Source organism: Streptomyces sp. NPDC005263, assembly GCF_042872365.1.
Lineage (GTDB): Bacteria > Actinomycetota > Actinomycetes > Streptomycetales > Streptomycetaceae > Streptomyces.
The window spans coordinates 473446-497741 of the sequence record NZ_JBIAKJ010000002.1 but is presented as its reverse complement, the minus strand read 5'-3'; the positions used below and the strand labels follow the sequence as shown (position 1 = coordinate 497741).

The following is a 24296-nucleotide window of genomic DNA, read 5'->3' as shown; positions in this document are numbered from 1 at the left end:
TGAGTGGCTGTGCCTCATGCCCTCTCAGCAGGAGGCACGTCATCAAGAAATCACCGGCGCGTGGAGCGGACCGCAAACGGTCCTCGTTCTCGCGTGCCTGAACCTGTAGAGGCTCATTCGTGGCGAACATCAAGTCCCAGATCAAGCGGATCAAGACCAACGAGAAGGCGCGGCTGCGCAACAAGGCCGTCAAGTCCTCCCTGAAGACCGCGATCCGCAAGGCCCGTGAGGCCGCTGCCGCGGGTGACGCGGAGAAGGCCACCGAGTACCAGCGCGCTGCCGCGCGTCAGCTCGACAAGGCCGTCTCCAAGGGCGTCATCCACAAGAACCAGGCCGCCAACAAGAAGTCGGCGCTTGCTTCGAAGGTCGCGTCCCTCAAGGGCTGAACCCTTCTGATCTGACCGCCGGAGGGAATCGAGCGGGCCCTCTCTCATCCGCTCCCGTCCGGCACTCCGAGTCTGCACGCGGCCTGCGTTCGCCACGCGGGTGCGGGCTCATCTTCTGTCACCGGGGCCCCGCGCCTCGCCCTTCCCCAGGGCGAGCCGGGGCCTCAGGTGTACCTCCGCGGCGTGCTCGCTGTCCGTCACGACCAGAACGCGTTGCCCGCCTCGATGTCCTCGACGCACTCGTCGAGGTCGGTGATCCTGTCTCCGACGATCCGGAAGACGATGCCTCCCTTCTCGTCTATGTGCTTGTCGCCCCGGTCGGCGGTGAAGCGGTGCACGGACACGGCGTGCCCGCGGCCATCGACGAAGATGTTCTGCAGCTCGACGCGGAAGGTCCCGCCCGTCTCCGAGTAGAGCCGGCCGTAGTATCCGTCGAAGATCGAGTCGAGGCCCTTGAAGTCCCCCGAGAGCGAGTGGGAGCCGGGTACGTGGTGCGTGCAGTCCCCGGTCATCAGGCCGCGCAGGGTGTCCATGTCCCCGCGCTGGAAAGCTTCGTAGCCCTGGCGGACGAGCATGGCGTGCGGGTGTTCAGCCACGGCGATCGCCACCTTTCCTGATACGGCGATGGCTGATACGCACGATTCTCCTCCCCTGGGAGGGAAGGGCTACTGGATCACGCCCGTCCCCTGGAGCGCGCGGCCCGTGCGATCGCCACCACGGCCTTCTCCAGGGCGTACTCGGGGTCGTCGCCGCCGCCCTTCACTCCCGCGTCCGCCTCGGCGACGGCCCGGAGCGCGACGGAGACACCGTCCGGCGTCCACCCCCGCATCTGTTGACGTACCCGGTCGATCTTCCACGGTGGCATGCCCAGCTCCCGCGCCAGATCGGCCGGCCGGCCGCCACGCGCCGACGACAGCTTCCCGATCGCCCGCACACCCTGCGCCAACGCACTGGTGATCAGCACCGGCGCCACGCCCGTGGCCAGCGACCACCGCAGCGCCTCCAGCGCCTCCGCGGCCCTGCCCTCCACCGCCCGGTCGGCGACCGTGAAGCTGGATGCCTCGGCCCGCCCGGTGTAGTACCGCCCGACGACCGCCTCGTCGATGGTGCCCTCGACATCCGCGACCAGCTGGGACACGGCGGACGCCAGCTCCCTGAGGTCGCTGCCGATGGCGTCCACCAGCGACTGACAGGCCTCAGGGGTGGCCGAGCGCCCGGCCGCCCGGAACTCCCCCCGCACGAAGGCCAGCCGATCCGCCGGCTTGGTCATCTTCGGGCACGCCACCTCTCGCGCCCCCGCCTTGCGCGCGGCGTCCAACAGCCCCTTGCCCTTGGCTCCGCCCGCGTGCAGCAGCACGAGGGTGATCTCCTCGGCGGGCGCCCCGAGATACGCCTTCACGTCCTTGACCGTGTCGGCCGAAAGATCCTGCGCATCGCGTACGACGACGACCTTCCGCTCCGCGAAGAGCGACGGGCTGGTCAGCTCCGCCAGCGTCCCGGGCTGCAACTGGTCCGGGGTCAGGTCGCGTACGTCCGTGTCGGCGTCGGCGGCCCTGGCAGCAGCCACCACCTCCCGCACGGCTCGGTCGAGCAGGAGGTCCTCCTGGCCCACGGCCAGGGTCACCGGGGCGAGGGAGTCGTCATTCGCAGTCTTTCTGGCCATCGCGTAAAGCATCGCACGGGGCACTGACAACGAGCCCCGACGACAGCGAGCTCCGACAGCGGACGTGCCGTCCTGCCCACCCGGCGGCCCGGCTCACCGCGCCCCCGCGCCGGGCGGCGCCCCTAGGGCTCCTCACGCCACCCGTCCCACTCCCCCGCGAACGCGTCCAGTTCCCCGGGGTCCAGCCGCTCTTCCTCGTCCCGCAGGACCACGAGCCACTGCGCGTCCTCGGCGTCGTCCTCACCGGCCAGCGCGTCCCGGACGAGTCGCGGCTCCTCGACAACCCCGAACCGCTCCCCGAGCGCCCCCGCCACCTCCTCCGCGGCATCACGGTCGGGCAGCACCAGCACATGTCTCACATCACTCACGCCGCCATTCTCCGGCACCGCACCCGCACCAAGGCATCCCCGTGGGGCACCACACCGGGAGCCCGGTCCCGCAGCGCCCCGACGTCAGCCCTTGGGCACGATCTGCACATCCAGCTCGATGCGAATACTCGGCCCCACCACCGCGATCCCCCGCGCCAGCATCGTCTGCCAGCTCACGGTGAAGTCGTCCCGGTGCAACTCGGTCGTGGCCCGGCACGCCGCCCGCGCCTCACCCTCCATTCCGTTCCCGAGCCCGAGGTACTCCGTGTCGAGCGTGACCGTGCGCGTCACCCCGTGCAGCGATAACGCCCCCGTGACCGCCCACCGGTTGCCACCCTTGTGCACGAACCGCTCGCTGTAGAACTCCAGCGTCGGAAACCGCCGTACGTCCAGGAAGTCCGCCGACCGCAGATGGTCGTCCCGCATCCGCACGTTCGTGTCGATGGACGCCGCGTCGATCACCACGTGCATCGCCGACCGCTCCATCCGGTCATCGATGCGTACCGCCCCCGCGAAGGAGTTGAACCGCCCGTGGACGCGGGCCATCCCGATGTGCCGTGCGGTGAAGCCGATCGAGGAGTGCGACAGCTCGATCTCCCAGTCACCCGGCCTCGGCAGTTCCAGCGGCTGGGCGACCTGAAGGGTCACATCACCGAGCGAGGCGAGCGCGTTCTCACCCACCATCGCGGTGGCCCGATACGGCGTGTACCCGTCGGCCGACACGGCGAGCCGGTACTCCCCCGCCGGCACCGTGGTCATGAACGACCCGTAGGGATCCGTCCCTCCGCTGACCACCTTGCGCCCCATGGCGTCGCTGACCGCGAACTCGGCGTGCGCCAGCGGCTCGTTCACCGGGTCCAGCACCCGGCAGCTGAGCACCCCGGCACTCGGCGGGGTCTGCAGCGCCATCAACGGACTCGACCGTTGCACCCGGTTCGTACGGTTTCCCAGCCAGCGGCCGATCATGTTCGACGTCCCTGCGACTTGACATCACTGTTGCCGAAGATGCATTCGACCACTGATGAGGTATTCGAGGCAACAGGGATCACATCGCGGGAAACCGAACCGTCTGGCCCGTATTAGCCGCTCCGGTTGGGATTTCGCACAGTCGGCACGCGGTCCAGCTCGATACCGAAGCGTTCCCGGTACACGTCCAGCACCTCCTCGCCCGTTTCGAGCTCCCGTTCCTCCCGCGCCCCTTCCGGTCCCGTCACCTTGAGAGTGCGCCCGCTGAGCGTGATCCTCCCGCCGTCCTCCGTCACCCGTGAGCAGACCAGTGACTGCGTGAAGTGCGAGGCCGGTGAGGTGCTGTGCCACCAGGCTCCGGCCACGAAGTCACCGAGCACCCGGGGCCGTGTCTCCAGCCGGTACTGGGCCCTGCCGTCGACCACCACATCAAGGTCCGCCGCGTTCCCCCCGCCTCTCTGGGGCGCCTCGACGATCCGGAACCTGCCGCCGGGATCCTCCTGCTCCTCCCGCGCCTCGAACGCCAGCGGATAGTGGCTGTGCGCCCCGAACCCCACGTCGGCCAGCCACTCGCTCCCGTCCACCGCCCTCACCCGCAGGGCGAGATGGTCGTACGGAATCCCGAGCCGCCCCTCGTCCCCGTGCACCCGCGCCGCGAGCAAGCTGACATCGAAGCCGAGGGCGGTGAGCAACGACCCGAACGCGCCGTTCAGTTCGTAACAGAACCCGCCCCTGCGCGCGCCCACCACCTTGTCCAACAGTCGCTTCTCCGCCAGCACGATCTCCTCGCCGAGGTGGACCGACAGGTTCTCGAAGGGCACCGTCTGCAGATGGCGCAGTTGCACCTCACGCAGGACGTCAACGGTGGGCCGCGCCGGCCGCTCGACGCCGATGCGGCGGAGATAGGCATCGACCTGTGTGGAATCCATGGCCTCAGTCTCGCGCCACCCTGAGTTGTCCGCCGCCCGTGCCCTCACCTCCCACTACCGCGACCGCTCCGTCCCGGTCGGTGCGCAGCACCGTCGCGCCCCCGGCCCGCAGCGCCTCGACCGTGCCGGGAGCCGGGTGGCCGTACGGGTTGTCGGCACCGCAGCTGATGAGCGCCAGGCGTGGGGCCACCCGGCGTATCAGGTCCGGGTCCTGGTAGGCCGAGCCGTGGTGGGCAACCTTGAGCACGTCCACCCCAGCCAGCGCCACGCCCGCCGGTGACCGCAACAGGGCCCGCTGGGCCGGGGGTTCGAGGTCTCCGAGCAGCAGGAACCTCAGCCCCGCCGACCGGACCAGCAGAGTGACACTGGCGTCGTTCGGTCCCTCCGGTTCCGGTGCCGGGCGCGGGGGCGGCCACAGCACCTCCCAGGACAGCTGACCCGTACGCAGTCGCTCTCCGGCAAGGGCAGGCGTCAGGGGAATGTGCCGGTCCGCCGCCGCCCTGCGTACGAACTCGGCCTGGTCCACCGGCTCCTCATAGCCCGTCGTGGCGATCGCGCCCACCGAACGTCCACGCAGCACCCCGGGCAGCCCCGCCACATGGTCCGCGTGGAAGTGGGTCAGCACCACGAGCGGCACCCTGGTGATGCCGAGCGCCCGCAGACAGTGGTCGACCAGCGCCGGGTCGGGCCCGGCGTCCACCACCACCCCGGTGCCTCCGCCCGCTGCGAGCACCGTCGCGTCGCCCTGTCCGACATCGCACATCGCCAGCCGCCAGCCCGGTGGCGGCCAGCCCGTGATCACCCTGGTCAGCGGCGGTGGCTGCACCACCACCAGCACGAGCAGCAGCCCGCACGCCCCGCACAGCCAGGGGTGTCCGACCAGCCGACGGCCGAGCAGCAGGACGACCACGGTGACGAGGAGGAGCAGTGCCGCCCCGGCCCAGGTGCCGGGCCAGTCCACTCCCCCGCCGGGCAGCGACGCCCCGGCGCGGGCGATCCCGGCGATCCACTCCGCGGGCCAACTCGCGCACCAGGCAAGCCCCTTGGCCACCGGCATCGCCAACGGTGCCGTGGCCAGCGCCGCGAAGCCCAGCACCGTGGCGGGCGCCACCGCGAACTCCACCAGGAGGTTGCACGGCACCGCCACCAGACTCACCCGCGCCGACAGCACCGCCACGACGGGTGCGCACAGGGCCTGTGCGGCAGCCGCGGCGGCCAGTGCCTCCGCCAGCCGCGGCGGCACCCGGCGCGCCCGCAGCGCGCGGCTCCAACGCGGCGCGAGCGTGAGCAGGGCTCCGGTGGCCAGGACGGAGAGCAGGAAGCCGTAGCTGCGGGCCAGCCAGGGGTCGTAGAACACCAGGAGCAGTACGGCCGTCGCCAGTGCCGGGATCAGCGATCTGCGGCGTCCGGTGGCGAGCGCGACCAGGGTGACTGCCCCGCAGGCCGCCGCCCGCAGCACACTCGGGTCCGGTCGGCACACCACGACGAACCCGAGGGTGAGCCCGCCGCCGGCCAGCGCGGTCGTCCGCAGCGACATCCCGAGCCGGGGCGCGAGCCCGCGCCGTTCGACGAGTCGGGCCAGCCCGGGCGGCCCCACGAGCAGGGCCAGGATGATGGTGAGGTTGCTGCCCGAGACGGCGAGCGTGTGCGCCAGGTCGGTCTCCTTGAAGGCTTCGTCCAGCTCCGGAGTGATCCGCGCGGTGTCCCCGACCACCAGCCCGGGCAGCAGCGCCCGCGCGTCCCCCGACAGCCCGTCCGTGGCCTCCCTCAGCCCGGCCCGCAGCCGGCCCGCGAACCGCTGCGGCGCCGACGGCTCGCCCACCACGTCCGGTGCCGCCCGGCCCCGTACCCGCAGCACGGCCGCGACCCGGTCGCCACCCAGCATGGCGGGCGCCAGCCGCGCGGTCACCCGCAGCCGCGTGGAGGGCAGCAGCCCGAGCCAGGGCGACCGTCCCGGCCCCTCGACGCCGGGAGACGGGCCCGCCGTCGCTCTTTCCGCGGCGGCACGCGGTCCCCAGGGCATCCCATCCGCGGTGCGCGAACTGGTCCTCGGGGCAGCCGCGTCGACGAACACCAGCACCGGCGCGCGAGTCGTCACCGATGTACCGTCCGGCGTCTCGACGCGTCGTACATCGGCGTTGATCAGCACGGACGCCGGTGCCGCGTGGTCCCCCTTGATCCGGGTCCGGGTGAGCCGGGGATCGGAGGTCACCTGAACCTCCGCGGTCACCGTGGCGTACTGCCGCGCCAGCGCCGGAACCGGCCCCCGGCGAAGATCGGCCCCGTGGAGCCCGGCGGAGGCCGCGGCCGCCGCGACACAGAGCAACACGGCGGCGACCGAGACGCGCGCCCAGGTCCCCCGCGCGGGACGAGCGGGACCAGTACGCACCCGCGCGGACACCAGGAGGACACCGGCTGCGGCAAGGCATACGGCCACCAGGCCGATCACCCGGCCCGGCGACGCGCTCAGGGTCAGCGAGGCCGTCGCCCAGGCCGCGAGTGCGGGCGGTACCAGCCGTAGGTCCGTCGGTCCTTCCTGCCGTGGGTAGGCGGCTCCGAGCCGTTTCCCCGAGGTGGCGTGGACGGCGTGACGGAGCGGGGCGGTGGCGGGTTCGGGCGCGGTGTGGGGCGTGCGCCTGGTCGGTGTACTCATGGCCGTACGAGATTCCGTAGGTCGGCGAAGCGGCGGTCGCCGATGCCGTTGACCTCGCGCAACTCGTCCACCGAACGGAAGCCGCCGTGCTGGGTGCGGTAGTCGATGATGTGCTGGGCCAGCACCGGGCCCACGCCGGGCAGGGTGTCGAGTTGCTCCACGGTTGCCGTGTTGAGGAGGACGGGGGCCGCCGCCCCCGCGGTGCCCGCCATGGTGCCGCCCGCACCGCCGACCGCGGGAGCGCCCCCCGAGCCGGGCACCGCGGGGGCGGCGGTGCCCCCGACGATCACTTGTTCTCCGTCCACCAGGAAGCGGGCGCGGTTGAGGCCGTCGGTGTTCGTCCCCGGCCGCACCCCACCGGCCGCGCGCAACGCGTCAGCGACCCGTGAACCGGTCGGCAGACTGTGGATTCCGGGCTCGCGCACCTTGCCACCGACGTCCACGACGATCTCCGCGGCTGCGGTGCCCGCGGCGCTCGGCGCACCGGCTGGCGCCGCGGGCACCGACTCCTCGCCCGGCTCCCCCGCACCGTACGGCTGGACCGCCCGCACCACCTCGGGCGCGCCGACGGGTTCGGTCCGGCCCGCCCAGAAGTGCTGCACGGCGAACGCGCCGGCGACGACGAGCAACACCGTCAGCGCGAGCACACCCCGCCACTCCAGACCACATCGCGTCTGCAGCCACACCGGCATCCGCTCCCGCAGAGCCAAACCGAGCCGCGCCCGCCGCCCGCCCGTAGCCGACCCCGACCGGTCGCTGAACCCCACGTCCGTGTCGTCCTCGGCGAAGAAACCTCCCGGGGGCAGGCGGTCGGGGAGCGCCACACCGCCCCAGGCCATGCGGTCACCGGACGCCACCGCTCCTACGACCGCGCTGGAGGACCGTAATCCGCCACCGCTGATGCCGGTGCCGTCGGGGGCGTCGGTGCCGTCAGCGCCGTCAGCGCCGTCACTGACATCGGGAACCCGCTCCTCCCCGCCCGGCGGCCCCTTCCCCGACTCCCGCCATTCCCCGGCGCGTTCGGAGAACAGGGCCTCCGCCCTGCGGCGGAGCTCGTCGGCGGACGCGTGCCGGGGTCGGGCGGCGCGGCCGCGCGTGGGTGGACGGCGGTGACGGGTGCGGGTCGTGCCCCGTGGGGAGGTACGGGTCCGGCCGTCGGAGGTGGGCCCGCGCCCCGGGCCACTGGTCGCGGTACCTGTGCGTGAACGTGATCGAAGTGCCATGTGCCGAGGATCCGACACCTCGCCGCCATCGCGATGATCTTGGTCATTTTCCGTGGACTGCCACCCGGTTGTGGATAACTCCGCCACCCACAGGAGTGAGCGCCCCCCTCGGCACGCGGTGGCCTACACCAGGCCCGGTCTCAACGTGGTGAGACCACAACCCCCAGCAATCCGGGCCCCGTGTGCGCCCCGATCACCGCCCCGACCTCGCTCACATGCAGGTCGGCGAGGGCCGGCAGCCGTGCCCGCAGCCGGTCCGCGAGGGCAGTCGCCCGGTCCGGGGCGGCGAGATGGTGAACGGCGATGTCGACCTGCGCGCTGCCGGCCCGGTCGGCCGCGATCTCCTCCAGCCGGGCGATGGCCTTCGACGCCGTCCGCACCTTCTCCAAGGGCTCGATCCGGCCGCCGCGCAGCTGCAGCAACGGCTTCACCGCGAGCGCCGACCCGAAGAGGGCCTGCGCGGCACCGATCCGGCCGCCGCGGCGCAGAAAGTCGAGGGTGTCGACGTAGAAATACGCGGATGTGCCCGCCGCCCGTTTCTCCGCCGCCGTGACGGCCTCGTCCACCGTGCCCCCGGACTCCGCCGCCTCGGCCGCGGCGAGCGCGCAGAACCCGAGGGCCATAGCGACCATGCCGGTGTCCACCACCCGCACGGGCACCGGCGCTTCGCGCGCCGCGACCACCGCCGCGTCGTGTGTGCCGGAGAGTTCGGCGGACAGGTGGAGGGAGACGATGCCGGTGGCGCCGGACTCGGCGACCTTGCGGTAGGTCTCCGCGAACACCTGAGGGCTGGGCCGCGACGTGGTGACGGGCCGTCGCTTCTGGAGGGCCTGGGCCAGGGAGCGGGTCGAGATCTCGGTGCCCTCTTCGAGAGCCTGGTCGCCGAGGACCACGGTCAGGGGGACCGCGGTGATGCCGTGCCGCTCCATCGTCCGTTGCGGCAGGTAGGCCGTTGAATCGGTGACGATCGCGACATGGCGGGACATGAGCTGGAGGTTACCTGCCGTAGCGCGCACGCGGCAGCCCGGCCCCTCTCACCTGGGCATCCGTGTCCGGATCAAGTCGTGCTCTCGGGGCGGGCCTTCTTCTGCCAGGGGTAGGTGGGCCGCGGGCCCGGCGGGGTGATCGCGGGCCGATCCGGCTCCTCGGCTGCGCGGGCGCGGGAGGTCTCGGGCCAGGTCTGCTGTGCCGTGGCGCCCTCGGCGGGCTGGGCCTCGGGCCACGGAGGCGACGGTGTGGTGGCCGTGGGTTCCGTGGTCGTCCAGTGCCGCAGCGCGCCGGCCTCCACGTCGATCTGCGTACTCAGCGAGTCCAGGTCGTCGTCGGCGAAGCGGTGGGCGCGGTCGCGGGTGGCCCAGCGCAGTGAGTCCGCCGACTTGATGATGCGCTCGGTGCGATCGCGCAGCCCGGGCAGCCGTTCGGCGAGCGTGGTCCGGTCGGGCTCGGACTCCAGGCGCCTGAGTTCGCGGTCCAGTTCGTGTCCGTGCACGCTGAGCCGCTCGAAGAGGCCGAGGGACTCCTTGAGTGACTCGTCCTCGATCACTCCCACGCGCAGCGCCTCCTGGGTGGCGCGCATCGACGTGCGCAGCTTCAGCCGCAGCTGGGCGATCTCGCCCGCCGGGCCGATCTGCGTGAAGGACTTGGCGCGCAGTGTGGTGTCCTCGACCGTGCGGCGGGCCTGCGTGATGGTGCGGTCCACTCCGCGCTTGGCGGCACCGACCACCTTGACGGTGGCGTAGACGCCGAGCACCACGAAGAGCACGAAGAGCAGGGCGATGACTGCGATCACTGCTTCCACAAGCTCCTCCTCGACCGGCTTCGGCGCACTCCACGCCTCTCCTCAACGGTAAACGCAACAGGCAGGCCCGGAGTTCCAGAAAAACCCCGAACCTGCCCGTAGGGGACGACCCCTATGCCTTCACACCGGTCACGCCCACCACGACCGAGACGACCGCCTACGCCGGGACGATGTTCACCAGCTTCGGCGCCCGCACGATCACCTTGCGGATCCCCGCCCCGTCCAGCGCCGCGACGACCTTGTCGTCGGCCAGCGCGACCTTCTCCAGCTCGTCGTCGGAGATGGACGGCGAGACCTCCAGGCGGGCCTTGACCTTGCCCTTGACCTGGACCACGCAGGTCACGGTCTCGTCCACGACGTACGCCGGGTCGGCGACCGGGAAGTCCCGGTGCACGACCGAGTCGGTGTGGCCCAGCTTGCGCCACAGTTCCTCGGCGATGTGCGGGGCCAGCGGCGCGACCAGCAGCACCAGCGGCTCGGCGACGGACCGCGGCAGCGCCCGGCCCGCCTTGGTCAGGTGGTTGTTCAGCTCGGTGACCTTGGCGATGGCGGTGTTGAACCGCAGGCCCTCCAGGTCCTGACGCACCCCGTCGATCGCCTTGTGCAGGGCACGCAGGGTGTCCTCGTCGGCCTCGGCGTCCACGACGGTCAGCTCACCGGTCGCCTCGTCGACGATGTTGCGCCACAGCCGCTGCAGCAGCCGGAACTGGCCCACCACCGCGCGGGTGTCCCACGGCCGGGACACGTCCAGCGGGCCCATCGCCATCTCGTACAGACGCAGCGTGTCGGCGCCGTACTCGGTGCAGATCTCGTCCGGAGTGACCGCGTTCTTCAGGGACTTGCCCATCTTGCCCAGCAGCCGGGAGACCTTCTCGCCCTGGTAGTAGTAGGCGCCGTCGCGCTCCTCCACCTCGGCGGCCGGCACCGCGATGCCACGGCTGTCGCGGTAGACGTAGGCCTGGATCATGCCCTGGTTGAACAGCTTGTGAAACGGCTCGACCGAGGACACGTGCCCCAGGTCGAACAGGACCTTGGACCAGAAGCGCGCGTACAGCAGGTGCAGCACGGCGTGCTCGGCACCGCCGACGTACAGGTCGACACCGCCGTGCGGCTGACCCTCGCGCGGGCCCATCCAGTACTGCTCGATCTCCGGGTCGACCAGCTTCTGGTCGTTGTGCGGGTCCAGGTAGCGCAGCTCGTACCAGCAGGAACCGGCCCAGTTGGGCATGGTGTTGGTCTCGCGACGGTACGCGCGCGGGCCCCGTCCGTCGCCCAGGTCCAAGGTGACCTCGACCCAGTCCTCGTTGCGGGACAGCGGGGTCTCGGGCTGGGTGTCGGCGTCGTCCGGGTCGAAGGTGCGCGGCGAGTAGTCCTCGACCTCCGGCAGCTCCAGCGGCAGCATCGACTCGGGCAGGGAGTGGGCGATGCCCTCCTCGTCGTAGACGATCGGGAAGGGCTCGCCCCAGTAGCGCTGCCGGCTGAACAGCCAGTCACGCAGCCGGAAGTTGACGGTGCCCTCGCCGATGCCCTTGCTCTCCAGCCACTGGGTGATGCGCGCCTTGGCGTCGGCGACGCCCAGGCCGTCCAGCGAGATCTCGGCGTTGGAGGAGTTGATGAGCTCCGCGTCGTGCGCCGAGAAGGCCTGCTCCCAGGTCGACGTGTCGGTGCCCCGGCCGTCGGTCGGCTCGACGATGCAGGGGATCGGCAGCTCGAAGGCGCGGGCGAACTCGAAGTCGCGCTGGTCACCGGCCGGGACGGCCATGATCGCGCCTGTGCCGTAGCCCATCAGCACGTAGTCGGCGATGAAGACGGGGATCCGGTCGCCGTTGACCGGGTTGGTCGCGTACGCGCCGATGAAGACGCCGGTCTTGTCCTTGGCCTCGGCCTGCCGCTCGACGTCGGACTTCGAGGCGGCCTGCGCGCGGTACGCGGCGACGGCCTCGGCCGGGCTCGCGTGGCCGCCGGTCCACACCTCGTGGGTGCCCTCGGGCCAGGCGTCCGGGGTGAACTTCTCGACCAGCGGGTGCTCGGGGGCCAGCACCATGTAGCTCGCGCCGAACAGGGTGTCCGGGCGGGTGGTGAAGACCGTGATGCGCTCGCCGTCGATCGGGAAGTCGACACGGGCGCCCTCGGAGCGGCCGATCCAGTTGCGCTGCTGCAGCTTGATGGCCTCGGGCCAGTCCAGCGCCTCCAGGTCGTCCAGCAGCCGGTCGGCGTACGCGGTGATCCGCATGTTCCACTGGCGCAGCTTGGCCTTGAAGACCGGGTAGTTGCCGCGCTCGGAGCGGCCGTCGGCGGTGACCTCCTCGTTGGCCAGTACGGTGCCCAGGCCGGGGCACCAGTTGACCGGCGCGTCGGAGGCGTAGGCCAGGCGGTACTCGCCCAGGACGTCGGCGCGCTCGGCGGCGCTCAGCTCGCCCCACGCGCGCGTGTGCCCCGGTACGGGACGCTCACCGGACTCGAAGAGGGCGATCAGCTCGGAGATCGGGCGGGCCTGGTTCGCCTCGTCGTCGTACCAGGAGTTGAAGATCTGTACGAAGATCCACTGGGTCCACTTGTAGTAGTCCGGGTCGATCGTGGCGAACGACCGGCGCTTGTCGTGGCCCAGGCCCAGCCGGCGCAGCTGGGACTTCATGTTTTCGATGTTGGCCTCGGTGGACACGCGCGGGTGCGTGCCGGTCTGCACGGCGTACTGCTCGGCGGGCAGGCCGAAGGCGTCGAAGCCCAGGGTGTGCAGGACGTTGTGGCCGGTCATGCGCTGGAAACGCGCGAAGACGTCGGTGGCGATGTAGCCCAGGGGGTGCCCGACGTGCAGGCCCGCACCGGACGGATACGGGAACATGTCCATGACGAACTTCTTGGGCCTGGCGGCCAGCGCGGCGTCCCCGGCCAGGTCACCCGTCGGGTTCGGCGCCGCGTAGGTGCCCTCGGCGTCCCAGAAGTCCTGCCAGCGCGCCTCGATGTCGGCCGCCATGGCAGCCGTGTAGCGGTGCGGCGCGGCCACCTCGGCGGCGACAGCGGGGTTCGTCTCGCTCATGATCCTCAAAGCTCCATCGATCGTCTCTGCCGGCGGCTGCGACATCCAAGAAACGAAAAATCCCCTCACACAGGAGGGGACGCCGCGCCGATGCCGACCACGGTCTCTCACCGGCGGTCGGGACTGATCAGCGCGGCCCGCTAAGCAGAAGGCGTACGGCACGCATGCGGTTAGGGTACCGCAGCCCTTGAGCACGACGCGACGCGCTTACGTATGCCTTATGGGCACCGACTGCCGCCCCGCGCACCACACCGGGCACGACCGGTCACACTGGACCACAACTGAATCACAGTCAGAAGTTACTTCGCGTAACAGCCGCAAAGGGACAGCACAACGGCCACATCGTCATTTGATAACAACGCAATAACTCAAACCTCGTACCGATCGGTATGGCGCCACTTAAAGTGCGGCAGCGGGACCGCTTTCCCGAAACTGCTCGGAGTTGCCCCCATGAACCCTCGTCGTAGTAACAGCTCGCTTCCCCAGTCCGGCCGGTCGGCCTATGGGGTGGCGTCGGCTGTCGTCCTGCTCCTCATACCCGTAGTCGTGCTGGTCGGAGGTGAACGGGTCCGCGACTTCCTCAACTTCGGCGCGGGCGTACTGTCCCTCGTGTCGCTCAGCTGTTCGGTGATCTGGGGCCTGGTCGCCCAGGACCGGATCTTCCTGCACACGCGCCAGCGGATCATCGGACAGGCGGTCCACCGGACGACCGCGGTCGCCTCGATCGCGTTCCTGCTGCTGCACATCAGCACGAAGATCGCGCTCGATCACACCCAGCTGATCGCCGCCATCATCCCCTTCTCGCTCGGCGTCTCCGGAGTCGAGGGCCTGATCGGTCTCGGCTCGGTGGCCGGCCTGCTCATGATCTTCGTGGGCATCACCGGCGTCCTGCGCAGCAGGTTCGCCTCCCCCGCCCCGGTGGCCGCCCGCTGGCGGGCCATGCACATGCTGGCCTACCCGGCCTGGTGCGCGGCACTGATCCACGGCCTGTACGCGGGCCGCACGGCCAAGCCGATCTTCGTGATCCTCTACGGCCTCTCGGTGCTCGGCGTCACCGCCGCCCTCGCCCTGCGCGCGGCCCCGCGCCCGTTCAAGCGCAGGATCGCCGACCAGATCGGCGCGATCATGGGGACCGCGGAGCGGCCGGGCCGCGACGAGCTGGACGCGAGCCGGGCCCGGAGGGCGGCGGAGTCCACCGGGACCCTGTCGGGAGGCTCGTTGCCGGGCTACGAGAACGCGCGTGGGACACGCTCCCAGACCCGCGCGACCCCCGCGTACGAGGCCCCCGCGGCGCCGGAGCCCGCGAACGGGTTCGCCGCCGCCTACCGCGCCGTCTCCACGCCCCGGAAGGCGGGTCAGCAGTTCGCGGCCGACCAGACCGCGCGGATGGACCTGCCGATGGACATGCAGCCCACCGAGGCGATCCCGCGGACGGACGGCGGCGGCAGTACGTCGGGCAGCTGGCCCATCCCGTCCCCGCCGCCGGTCGGCGAGGCGCCCCCGTCGGCCTACGACCCGCTGAACGACACGGGATACAACATCCCGGCCTATGGCAATCCGGGCGCATCCGGTTATGGGTCAAGTGATGTGTACGACACCACTGAGACAAACAACCTCTACGGCGCGTACTACCCGGACGACACGTACAACCAGAGCGGTCCCGCCGAACCATCGCCCGGTGCTGGGCAAGACTTCGACGCACCGGGTGCGGGCGAACCTTGGAACATGCCTTCCGGAGGCTATAGGTGAACGAGGCCCTGCCCGACGTCCCAGAAGTCCGCGTGGTCGGCCTTCCCCAGCTCACGTCTGGCTTCGACCTTGTCGAGCGACTCGATCTGCCCATGCACCTGAAGGTGCACGGCCCCCTCGAACCGATGGGCGGAGAGAAGCTCGCGCAGCTCTCCGAGCGCATCAACCTGAAGGGCCGCGGCGGCGCGGGCTTCCCCTTCCACAAGAAGCTGCGCTCGGTGGCCGACGCGGCGATCAAGCGCGGCGTACGGCCGGTCGTCGTCGTCAACGGCAGCGAGGACGAGCCGGCCTGCCGCAAGGACACGGTGCTGATCAACCGTGCCCCGCACCTGATCCTGGACGGCGCGCTGCTGGTCGCGGAGGCGCTGGGTGCCCGCACGCTCGTGGTGGGGGTCACCCGCGAATCGACCCAGCGCTCCATGGAGGCCGCGCTCGCCGAACGCGGCCTCAGCAACAGCCGCAGATCGGCGCTGCGCGCGAGCGTGCAGCGCAATCCGGTGCGCATGGTCACCGGCGCCGCCGCGTCGCTGATCCGCTCCATCGACGGCGGCCCGGCGATCCCGCCCGGCCGCAAGGTCAGCGCCTCGCAGAACGGCGTCGGCGGCGCACCGACACTGCTGTCGAACGCGGAGACGTTCGCCCAGCTCGCGATCGGCGCCCGCATCGGCCCCGAGCGCTACGGCAACACCGGTCTGTACGACGAGCCCGGCACCGTCATGCTCACGGTCTCCGGCGCGGTCGCCCGCCCCATGGTGATCGAGGTCCCCACCGGTGTGCCGCTGCGCTACGTCCTGCAGCTCGCCGGTGCCCCGCCGGTTCCGCAGGGCGTGCTGACCGGCGGCTACCACGGGAAGTGGATCGACTCGGCGACGGTCAACGAGGCGATCGTCTCCCGCAACTCCCTGGACGCGGTGGGCGGTGCGCTCGGCGCCGGCGCGATCCTGCCGATCAGTCAGGAGACCTGTCCGCTCGGCGAGTCGCTGCGCGTCGCGCAGTGGCTGGCCGAGGAGAGCGCGGGCCAGTGCGGCCCCTGCTACCTCGGTCTGCCGGCCGCCGCACGCGGCATGGAGGACATCATCAACGGTGGCGGTCCGGCCGCCCTGGAGGCCCTCAAGCAGGTCGCCAAGAACGTGAAGCGGCGCGGCGCGTGTTCGCACCCCGACGGCTCCGCGATGTTCCTGGAGTCGACCATCAAGGCGTTCACGGACGACCTGGCCGCCCACGTCCTCGGCAACGGCTGCGGACGGCCCGTGGAGGGCGTTCTGCCGCTCTTCGAGGGCGGCAAGATGCCTACGGGCATCCCGGGCGGCGGCGAGGCCGAGGAGAACGGCCCCAGCCGCCAGAAGATCTACGTCGACTGGACGCTGTGCCGGGGCCACGGTCTGTGCGCGGACATCCTCCCCGAGGTCTTCGAACTGGGCGCCGACGGCTTCCCGACCGTCGCGCAGGCCCAAGTGCCGCGCTACGCCGAGGCGAAGGCACTCCGGGCGGTCCGCCGCTGCCCCGCCCTCGCCCTGCGCATCGAGGAGGACAACCGCGCCCAGGGCGGGACCCGCAACAACCTGCCGGTCCTCTCCCAGGGCCGCGGCCGCCGAGCCCTGGGCCGCTGAGCACGAGGGCACGGAGCGCACACAACCCAGAGCGCGAAAAAGGGCCGCCTCCCAAAGAGGCGGCCCTTCAACTTCGGCCGTCCGGTGCGGGCTTGCTCGGCACGACCTCGCGAAAACAATGAGGGCGACCCGTTCCGCGTTGTCCGCGGACGCAGGTCGCCCTCTCGTTTGTGGAGCTAAGGAGAATTGAACTCCTGACCTCCTGCATGCCATGCAGGCGCTCTACCAACTGAGCTATAGCCCCTCGTGGTCACGCGGTGAAGCCGCAGATTGACCGCGCCGCCCGGTTTCCCTGGCGACGACGCCAACATTACCGGCCCACCGGGTGAGCACCAAATCGTTTCCGTTCTGTCCCGTTTCGGCGGCTGATGTCCGCTTACGCGGTGACGAACGAATAGAACCGTTTGAGCGTGCAGTGCTCTTCGAGGAGCCGGCCGTAGATCGGCTCCCCCTCCAGTTCGCGGTACGTCTCGATCGGGTCGCCTTTTATGATCAGCGCCCGCGCGCATTCCTCGCACCAGTACTGGTACTCGGGGTTGACCGGTTCCATGTCCCGGACAATGGGCGTACCACTGCCACACCAGTCGCACTTTCGCCTGTGTGCACCCATCGATCAGCTCCAGCTGTGGCCGCAGGCCGTGCACACGTAGGAAACTCCCCCGTTGTCGCCGAGGACCTGTGCCACATGAACGGAACCGCAGGAAGGGCAGCTGAGACGGATGACCGTATCCTGTGTCGCCGCTGCATCAAGGAGGTGGCCGACCTCCTTGAGGATGCTCGCAGGCATCACTGCTCCCTCCCGTAGGGCCGCGCTCCCTTCCGGCCGTTTGATTCTGCCACGGCCGGGCCAATACGGTCAGCGACGCCTCAGTACCATTCCGGACACGGCACCCACCGCGGCCGTCCCGGCCAGCGCGAACACGCACGTGGAAAGCGCCTCCGCAGAGGTATACGCCCCGGAGGCCGCGAGTGACTCAAGCCGGTTCAAGAACAGTGTGCCGAAGACCGCGACTCCGGTCAGTTGGCCGAGTTGTGTGACGGTCGCGAGCAGACCGCTGGCGTCCGCCGCGTCCTCGGGCGCCACCGTGGCCAGCGCGCGGGTGAGCGTCGGACTGAAGGCGAGCGCGAGCCCGGCCCCCACGCCGGCGTACGCGACGTACAGCAGCGCACCGCCGTCGTCGCCGCCCCGCAGGCCCAGGCCCACGCCGACGACGGCCAGCGCGGTGATCACGAATCCGGCCGGGGTCAGCGCGCGCTGCCAGGACGCGGGCCAGTTGCGCCAGGTCAGACCGACCAGACCGAAGACGGCCGCGGTCGGCACGAAGGTGAGGCCCGCTCGCAGCGCGCTGTAGCCGAGGCCGCCCTGCACATGCAGGGTGAGAGCGAACAGGAATCCGCCGTTGACGGCCATCACCGCCAGGATCCGGAACACGGCCAGGCCCATGCCCGGGTGGCGCAGCACCCGGGGGGCGATCAGCGGGGCTCCGCCGCGCCGGGCCAACCGCGACTCGTAGCCGCAGAACAACCCGAACAGCAGTGCGCTCGTCGCCAGCGACAGCCAGGACCACAGCGGCCAGTCCTGTTCCTGCCCGAGCACCAGCGGCACGGTGAAAAGTGACACGGCCGCCCCCAGCAGTACGAGTCCGGGCAGGTCGAGACCACGCGTCGGTTGCCGTCCCGCCGTGCCGTCCCCGGGCAGCAGGACACGGCCGCCGACCACCAGCAAGGCAAGCCCCACGGGCACGTTCACGAGGAACACCGGCCGCCAGCCGGTGCCGAACAGGTCGGCGCTGACCAGGACTCCGCCGACGACCTGCCCGGCGGCGGCGCCGACGGCGAGGACCGCCGCATAGGCGCCGAGCGCCCTGGCCCTTGCCTCGCCGGTGAAGTGACGCTGGATCAGGCTGAGAACCTGCGGGATCATCACCGCCGACCCGGCACCCTGCACCAGCCGGAAGACGATCAGTTCGGTCGAGCCCTGCGCCAGACCGCAGGCGAGCGAGGCCGCGGTGAAGAGGGCGAGGCCGGCGAGATGGACCCGGCCGTGGCCGAACCGGGCGCCGAGCCTGGCGCCGGTGATCAGCAGTACGGAGTAGGTGATGGCGTACCCGGCGATCACCAGCTGCAGTTGGCCGCCCGATGCCCGCAGGTCGGTACCGATGGTGGGCGCCGCGACGTTCACGATGAACACGTCGAGCAACGCCATGAACTGGGCCGCGAGGACGAGCGCGAGCAGCGACCGGGGTCGATTGTCAGTGCCGGACGCTTTACTGATGGCACGGCTTGGAACGGGTGCGGGAATCGGCCCCGTCCTGGGAGTTGTCGTCATGCCGTTGAGCCTGGCGACCTTCGAGTACGGGTGCCGAGAGCCCGCGGATGCTGGTACTGACAGCACCTGGCAGGGGACAAGTCGGGAATCGACCATGGGGGACGTGACGATGGGGACCGCACAACGCCGACGACCGGAGCTGGCCGCCTTCCTGCGCAGCAGGCGGGCCCGCGTGACCCCGCGGGACGTGGGCATGGCGCCGGGCTTCAGGCGCCGCACACCGGGGCTGCGCCGCGAGGAGGTCGCCCAGCTCTCGGGCGTGGGGGTCACCTGGTACACCTGGCTGGAACAGGGGCGCCCCATCAACGCGTCCGCGCAGGTGCTGGACGCCGTGGCGCGCACCCTGCGGCTCGACGCCGCGGAGCGCGAGCATCTCTACCACCTCGCCGAGGTCCCGTGGACGCCGTCTCCGGAGGCCCTCGTACAGACCGTAGGCCCGGAGATCCAGGGCATCATCGACGCCCTCGAACCGCGCCCGGCGGTGGTCTACAACTCGCGGTACGACATCCTCGCCGCCAACCGCGTCTACCGCGCCCTGTTCTACACGGAGCCGGTCCCGACCGACGCCACTCCCAACGCCCTGTGGTGGCTGTTCACGGCGCCGGAGGAGGAATGCCCGCTGAAGTTCCGGGACGAGGAACTGCCGGTGATGGTGGCGACCCTGCGCGCCGCGTACGGGCTGCACGCCGGGGAGCCGGTCTGGGAGAGCTTCATACGCCGGCTGTCGGCGGCCAGTCCCCTCTTCGCCCGGTTGTGGGAGAGCGGCGACGTGGCGGAGCCGGGGAGACGGGTGAAGGTCTTCCGGCACGCGGAGGTGGGCGAGCTTCGGATGACGTCGGTGTCGCTGTCGGTCAACGGCACGCCCGAGTGCCGGGTCGTGGTCTACGCACCGGACGACGAGGAGACGGAGCAGCGCACGGCTCTGCTGAGGGAGCGGTGTGAGTGGCTGGTGCCGCCGGACATGAAAAATCCCGCCCTCTGAGGGGCGGGATCTTCATCAAGTGATCTTTGACAACTCAACAGAGTGTCGATCTGTGGAGCTAAGGAGAATTGAACTCCTGACCTCCTGCATGCCATGCAGGCGCTCTACCAACTGAGCTATAGCCCCTTGCGCCACGCGACCGAGCCGCATGGTGTCTCGCCCCGCTCAGCGGGGCGAACAAGAAGAACTTTAGCCTGCGACCTGCCGGAAAGTGAAATCCGGGTTCCTGGGCCCGTGGGGGCCGCGTCCCGGGGACCGGCGGGCCGCTCAGTCGTCGTCGCCGAGCACCGGCTCCGGGAGGGTGCCGGCGTTGTGTTCGAGCAGACGCCAGCCGCGAGCGCCCTCGCCGAGGACGGACCAGCAGCAGTTGGAGAGTCCGCCGAGGCTCTCCCAGTGGTGGGCCTCCAGGCCGAGGAGACGTCCGATCGTGGTGCGGATCGTGCCACCGTGGCTGACCACGACCAGCGTGCCGTTCTCGGGCAGCTTCTCGGCGTGCCGCAGCACGACGGGGGCGGCCCGGTCGGCGACCTCGGACTCCAGTTCGCCTCCGCCGCGGCGCACCGCCTCACCGCGCTTCCACCCGGCGTACTCATCGCCGTACCGGGCGATGATCTCCTCGTGCGTCAGGCCCTGCCAGGCGCCCGCGTAGGTCTCGCGCAGGCCCTCGTCATGGATCACGTCGAGGCCGGTGAGATCGGCGAGCTCGGCGGCCGTGTGCGCGGCCCGCTGGAGGTCGGAGGCGACGATCGCGTCGGGCCTGAGGGAGGCGAGCAGCCGGGCTGCGCGGCGGGCCTGGTCGACGCCGGTCTCGGTGAGCTCGACGTCCGTGGTGCCCTGGAAGCGGCGCTCCACGTTCCACGAGGTCTGGCCGTGCCGCCAGAGGATGACACGGCGGCCCCGGCCCGGCTTGCGTCCCGCGTCGGCGACCGAGGACGCGCTCACCGCTGGTCTCCGAAGCCGGCGCCGTCCTCCTCGGCCTGCAGCTTGGCGTGCTCCTCGGCCTTGCCGCGGGTGGCCGTGGCATCGGCGGGCAGTTCGATCTCGGGGCAGTCCTTCCACAGCCGTTCCAGGGCGTAGAAGACCCGCTCCTCGCTGTGCTGGACGTGCACGACGATGTCGATGTAGTCGAGCAGGATCCAGCGGGCCTCGCGGTCGCCCTCGCGGCGTACCGGCTTGACGCCGAGCTCCTTCTGCAGCCGTTCCTCGATCTCGTCGACGATGGACTTGACCTGGCGGTCGTTGGGTGCGGAGGCCAGCAGGAAGGCGTCCGTGATCGACAGCACGTCGCTGACGTCGTAGGCGATCACATCGTGGGCGAGCTTGTCGGCGGCCGCCTGGGCGGCGGTGGTGATGAGCTCAAGGGAGCGGTCAGTCGCGGTCACTACAAGGCTTTCGGTCGGCGGGCGATTGACACCAAGGGTCTCACGGCCGGACGAGGGCACCCCACGTGATGGTCGCCGCACGTGGGGTGCCGCCCTTCGCCGCTAGGGGGTGTCCGCAAAGTCCCGCCTGCCCCGCGACGCCCGGCACGCACTCTCGCCGCACCGGGCGAACACCCGAGTACGACCAGTACGCGGGCGTCCACCCGGCACGCCGAGAGCACGCACCGGACGCCGCAGGGCCCGCCCTTCGGGCGGACGACGCGACTTTGCGGACACCCCCTAGGAGGACGTCGGCTTGTAGTCCTGGCCGAGGACCACGGCGACGTCGCCCGAGGAGACCGTGCCCTTGCCGACGGAGCCGGCGGGCAGACCCAGGGTCTTGGCGACCTCGACGGCGTTCTCCTTGTCGGCGGCGTCGGCGTAGACGACCTTGGACGTGGCCTGGGCGGTGGAGGCCTTGCCGCCCCCCAGGAAGGTGAAGCCGCCGTTGAGGAGGACGACACGGGCCTTCTCGGTGTTGTCCGTGACGCCGGTGGCGTTCTGGACGAAGACACTGACGGCCGCGTCCTTGTCGGGGCTCTTCGCGGTGCCGCCGAGGACGTCCTTGACGACGCTCGCGCTCGCGTCGGCGTTCAGGGTGCCGTCGTTCTGGACGGGCATCAGGGTCGTCCGGTAGTCGCCGCCCTTGGCGAGGTCGGCGAGCTTGGCGAGGAAGGTGCCGAGGTCACTGTCCGTCAGCGACGGGTCGAGGATCTGCGCGAGTGTCTGCACGGTGGTGGTCGCGGCGGTGGGGTCGGAGGAGAGCTTGCGCAGCACCGCCTGCATGACCTGCCCGAACCGTTCCAGCTGGGCGTTCTGGGCCTCTCCGGGGGCGCGGTAGGTGGCGTAGGCGACGGCCGCCTTGCCGCTGAGCGTCTGGGCCTTGCCCTTGCTCACCAGGGGTGCCTCGCCCTTGTTCTTGGCCTCCGGGTCGCGCACCTCGGCGTTGGTGTCCACGTCGATGTTCCCGACGAGGTCGACGAGGTTCTGCAGGTAGGGGGTGTCCAGACGCCAGGTGCCCTGGATGTCCGTGCCGAGGACGGTGTCGAGGGCGTCGCGGGTGCCGGAGGAGCCGTCGTCGTCGACCGACTTCGCGAGGGTGGTCGTGGTGCCGTCGTCGTCCGTCACGACGAGGGAGTTGGGCAGCAGGACGGTGGTGCCCCGTTTGGTGGTGGTGTTGTCGACGAGCAGGACCGTGGAGGTGCCGCCCTTCGCGGTGTTGTGCAGATGCACGACGATCACGTCGCGTTTCTGGGCGCTCGCGGGCGTAGCGGTGCCGGCCTTGCTCTCGGACGACGACGAGAGTCCGGGCAGCTTCCCGGCGTATCCGAGGTAGCCGACGCCACCGACCGCGGCCAGCCCCAGGACCACGACGAGGGCGATGAGTCGGCTGCGGGCGCGGCGCTTGGCCTCCTCACGGCGTTCGGTGCGGTTCTCGGTGAAGTTCAGCCAGTCGATGACGTCCTCGGAGTCGCCGTCGGGCTCCTCCACGAACGCGAACTGCTCGGTGTGGTAGTCGCCTTCGTCCCCGTCGGCGGACACCCGGCCGGGGCCGGCGCGACGGTCGCCGTCGGCTCCGGCGCGCTGGTCGGGCCCAGGGGCCACCGGTTCCTGGGCCGGTCCTGCCTGCTGCGGGATGTAGGCGGTCTGTTCGGCGACTCGGGGCTGCTGGCCTGAGGTGGCGCTCTGGCCGTAGGGGTCGTACGAGGGCGCCGGGCCGCCGCCGTGCTGGGTACCGGTGGCGTAGGGGTCGTAGGGCGGCATGGGCGCCTGCCCGCCGGTGTCGTAGGGGTCGTACCCCGGGGCCTGCTGCCCTCCGTTGGCGTACGGGTCGTATCCGTAGCCCTGTTGCGCGTACGGGTCGTACGGCTGCCGGGCGTCCTGCTGGGACTGCTGCGGAGCCTGTGCGGGCCGGCCCTGGTGGGGCTGGGTCTGTTGGTACACGGGTTGGCCGTACTCGTCGTAGCCGACGAGTTGGTACTGGTCGTCGCCGTACCCCGCGTCGTATCGGTCGTTCACCGGTGCCCCTCTCGGCTCACTCGCCGCGGTACAGCTCGCGCTTGTCGATGTAGCGCACGACTCCGTCCGGCACCAGATACCAGACGGGGTCGCCGTTGGCGACTCTCGCTCGGCAGTCGGTGGAGGAGATCGCGAGGGCGGGCACCTCGACCAGCGAGACACCGCCTTCGGGGAGGCCGGGGTCGGACAGGACGTGGCCCGGCCGGGTGACCCCGATGAAGTGCGCCAGGGAGAACAGTTCCGCCACGTCCCGCCAGGTCAGGATCTGGCCGAGGGCGTCGGCGCCGGTGATGAAGAAGAGGTCCGTGTCGGGGTTGAGCGCCTTCAGGTCGCGCAGGGTGTCCGTGGTGTAGGTCGGACCGCCACGGTCGATGTCGATGCGGCTGACCGAGAACTGAGGGTTCTCCGCGGTCGCGATGACCGTCATCAGATAGCGGTCCTCGGCCGCGGAGACCTTGCGGTGGCTCTTCTGCCAGGGCTGGCCGGTCGGGACGAACACGACCTCGTCCAGATGGAACTGGGCGGCGACCTCGCTGGCCGCGACGAGGTGCCCGTGGTGGATCGGGTCGAACGTTCCGCCCATCACGCCGAGACGCCGCTTGCCCGGGTTCGACGGGCCGTTGCCCGGCCCGACCGGCAGTCGCTTGCCGCCGCCGCTCGCCGGACCGCCCCCGAGGGTGTTCCGCGGGCCGTGCGCGGCAGCTCTCGTCCGTCCGTCAGCGGTGTCGCTCGTGGCGTTCCCGGCGGCGTCGTGCCGACGGTCGTCGGTCGTGTTGTCGACCGGACCGTCCTGCGCGCCGTTCGGCATGTCGTTCGCCGGACCGGTCGGCATGTCCTGCTCTCCCATGCGTGCAGACCCTACCGGCCCGGCCTGAGGGCCCCGGCCGACAGCTCCCCGGGGGCGGCCCGGTAAGCGGTGCCCGCCGGACTCGTGCCGGATACCGGCCGGGCCTTCGCCCGACTCAGCGGTCGCGGTTGAAACGGGTGGTGATCCACAGCAGAAGCAGCAGGACGAGGAGGGCGCCGCCTCCGGTCACCAGCGGGTTGAGGCTCTCGTGGTTGCCACCACGCTCCTCGCCCTCGGCGGCAAAGGTGACCAACTGGGCAGCGGTGCTGTGGAAGCTCATCTTCGGCAGAACCTATCCGATGGAGGTCCCCCCGCT

At 70.9% G+C, this 24296-nt stretch carries 21 protein-coding genes and 2 tRNA genes; 4 read left to right on the top strand and 19 right to left on the bottom strand.

All coding sequences use genetic code 11. From position 1 onward, the window contains the following. Positions 1-119 precede the first annotated feature (119 nt). Positions 120-386 carry a 30S ribosomal protein S20 gene (gene rpsT, locus ACFYRY_RS09535; RefSeq protein ID WP_030042978.1) on the top strand — a complete coding sequence of 89 codons (267 nt, stop codon included), beginning with the start codon at positions 120-122 and terminating at the stop codon, positions 384-386. Between the two features lie 197 nt (positions 387-583). Here the strand turns inward: rpsT and ACFYRY_RS09530 are convergent, their stop codons facing one another. The 10 genes from ACFYRY_RS09530 to leuS form a co-directional block, all read right to left on the bottom strand. Continuing rightward, the gene (locus ACFYRY_RS09530) at positions 584-982 is read right to left on the bottom strand and encodes a nuclear transport factor 2 family protein (protein ID WP_389141892.1); all 399 of its coding nucleotides are present in this window, start codon (positions 980-982) and stop codon (positions 584-586) included. A 77-nt stretch (positions 983-1059) separates the two neighbouring features. Further along, positions 1060-2049, bottom strand: coding sequence for a DNA polymerase III subunit delta (gene holA / locus ACFYRY_RS09525; protein ID WP_389141890.1), 990 nt, complete (start codon positions 2047-2049; stop codon positions 1060-1062). Between the two features lie 122 nt (positions 2050-2171). Beyond that, the gene (locus ACFYRY_RS09520) at positions 2172-2417 is read right to left on the bottom strand and encodes a hypothetical protein (RefSeq protein ID WP_356769747.1); all 246 of its coding nucleotides are present in this window, start codon (positions 2415-2417) and stop codon (positions 2172-2174) included. An 84-nt stretch (positions 2418-2501) separates the two neighbouring features. Then, the gene (locus ACFYRY_RS09515; RefSeq protein WP_389141888.1) at positions 2502-3383 is read right to left on the bottom strand and encodes a YceI family protein; all 882 of its coding nucleotides are present in this window, start codon (positions 3381-3383) and stop codon (positions 2502-2504) included. A gap of 113 nt (positions 3384-3496) precedes the next feature. Beyond that, positions 3497-4312, bottom strand: a complete 816-nt coding sequence (locus ACFYRY_RS09510) for an arylamine N-acetyltransferase (protein WP_389141886.1) — start codon at positions 4310-4312, stop codon at positions 3497-3499. Between the two features lie 4 nt (positions 4313-4316). After that, a complete protein-coding gene (locus ACFYRY_RS09505) occupies positions 4317-6965 on the bottom strand; it encodes a ComEC/Rec2 family competence protein (RefSeq protein WP_389141884.1) in 2649 nt (882 codons plus the stop codon). Then, positions 6962-8188 (bottom strand): helix-hairpin-helix domain-containing protein, encoded by a 1227-nt coding sequence (locus ACFYRY_RS09500; protein WP_389141882.1) that lies wholly within the window; start codon positions 8186-8188, stop codon positions 6962-6964. Before ACFYRY_RS09500 ends, ACFYRY_RS09505 begins: the two co-directional genes overlap by 4 nt. A 140-nt stretch (positions 8189-8328) precedes the next feature. Then, positions 8329-9174: a DegV family protein gene (locus ACFYRY_RS09495; protein WP_389141880.1), complete on the bottom strand. Its 846-nt coding sequence runs from the start codon at positions 9172-9174 to the stop codon at positions 8329-8331. 71 nt (positions 9175-9245) lie between these two features. Next, complete coding sequence (locus tag ACFYRY_RS09490; protein ID WP_389141878.1) at positions 9246-9986, bottom strand: hypothetical protein; 741 nt, start codon at positions 9984-9986, stop codon at positions 9246-9248. Positions 9987-10143: 157 nt separating this feature from the next. After that, positions 10144-13023, bottom strand: a complete 2880-nt coding sequence (gene leuS, locus ACFYRY_RS09485; RefSeq protein WP_389141876.1) for a leucine--tRNA ligase — start codon at positions 13021-13023, stop codon at positions 10144-10146. Positions 13024-13473: 450 nt separating this feature from the next. Here leuS and ACFYRY_RS09480 point away from each other — a divergent pair, with 450 nt between their 5' ends. Continuing rightward, complete coding sequence (locus tag ACFYRY_RS09480; RefSeq protein WP_389141874.1) at positions 13474-14772, top strand: cytochrome b/b6 domain-containing protein; 1299 nt, start codon at positions 13474-13476, stop codon at positions 14770-14772. After that, positions 14769-16382, top strand: a complete 1614-nt coding sequence (locus tag ACFYRY_RS09475) for an NADH-ubiquinone oxidoreductase-F iron-sulfur binding region domain-containing protein (RefSeq protein ID WP_356769764.1) — start codon at positions 14769-14771, stop codon at positions 16380-16382. Before ACFYRY_RS09480 ends, ACFYRY_RS09475 begins: the two co-directional genes overlap by 4 nt. 171 nt (positions 16383-16553) lie before the next feature. Here the strand turns inward: ACFYRY_RS09475 and ACFYRY_RS09470 are convergent. The 3 genes from ACFYRY_RS09470 to ACFYRY_RS09460 all read right to left on the bottom strand — a co-directional run bounded on the left by ACFYRY_RS09470 (position 16554) and on the right by ACFYRY_RS09460 (position 18711). Further along, positions 16554-16626, bottom strand: a tRNA-Ala gene (locus ACFYRY_RS09470). 132 nt (positions 16627-16758) lie between these two features. Continuing rightward, positions 16759-16992, bottom strand: a complete 234-nt coding sequence (locus ACFYRY_RS09465) for a hypothetical protein (protein WP_053750770.1) — start codon at positions 16990-16992, stop codon at positions 16759-16761. Positions 16993-17238: 246 nt separating this feature from the next. Further along, positions 17239-18711, bottom strand: coding sequence for an MFS transporter (locus ACFYRY_RS09460; protein ID WP_389141871.1), 1473 nt, complete (start codon positions 18709-18711; stop codon positions 17239-17241). A gap of 109 nt (positions 18712-18820) precedes the next feature. Between ACFYRY_RS09460 and ACFYRY_RS09455 the strand changes: the two genes are divergently transcribed. After that, on the top strand, positions 18821-19693 hold the full coding sequence (locus tag ACFYRY_RS09455; RefSeq protein WP_389143699.1) for a helix-turn-helix transcriptional regulator: 873 nt from the start codon (positions 18821-18823) through the stop codon (positions 19691-19693). A gap of 53 nt (positions 19694-19746) precedes the next feature. Here ACFYRY_RS09455 and ACFYRY_RS09450 read toward each other — a convergent pair. The 6 genes from ACFYRY_RS09450 to ACFYRY_RS09425 form a co-directional block, all read right to left on the bottom strand. Further along, positions 19747-19819 (bottom strand) — tRNA-Ala (locus tag ACFYRY_RS09450). Positions 19820-19960: 141 nt separating this feature from the next. After that, complete coding sequence (locus tag ACFYRY_RS09445; protein WP_389141869.1) at positions 19961-20635, bottom strand: histidine phosphatase family protein; 675 nt, start codon at positions 20633-20635, stop codon at positions 19961-19963. After that, positions 20632-21075: a ribosome silencing factor gene (gene rsfS / locus ACFYRY_RS09440; protein ID WP_389141867.1), complete on the bottom strand. Its 444-nt coding sequence runs from the start codon at positions 21073-21075 to the stop codon at positions 20632-20634. The genes ACFYRY_RS09445 and rsfS overlap by 4 nt, the downstream gene beginning before the upstream one ends. 279 nt (positions 21076-21354) lie before the next feature. After that, positions 21355-23133, bottom strand: a complete 1779-nt coding sequence (locus tag ACFYRY_RS09435; RefSeq protein ID WP_389141866.1) for a LytR C-terminal domain-containing protein — start codon at positions 23131-23133, stop codon at positions 21355-21357. A 16-nt stretch (positions 23134-23149) separates the two neighbouring features. Further along, complete coding sequence (nadD, locus tag ACFYRY_RS09430; RefSeq protein WP_389143697.1) at positions 23150-23773, bottom strand: nicotinate-nucleotide adenylyltransferase; 624 nt, start codon at positions 23771-23773, stop codon at positions 23150-23152. Positions 23774-24095: 322 nt separating this feature from the next. After that, complete coding sequence (locus tag ACFYRY_RS09425; RefSeq protein WP_389141865.1) at positions 24096-24260, bottom strand: hypothetical protein; 165 nt, start codon at positions 24258-24260, stop codon at positions 24096-24098. Positions 24261-24296 lie beyond the last annotated feature (36 nt).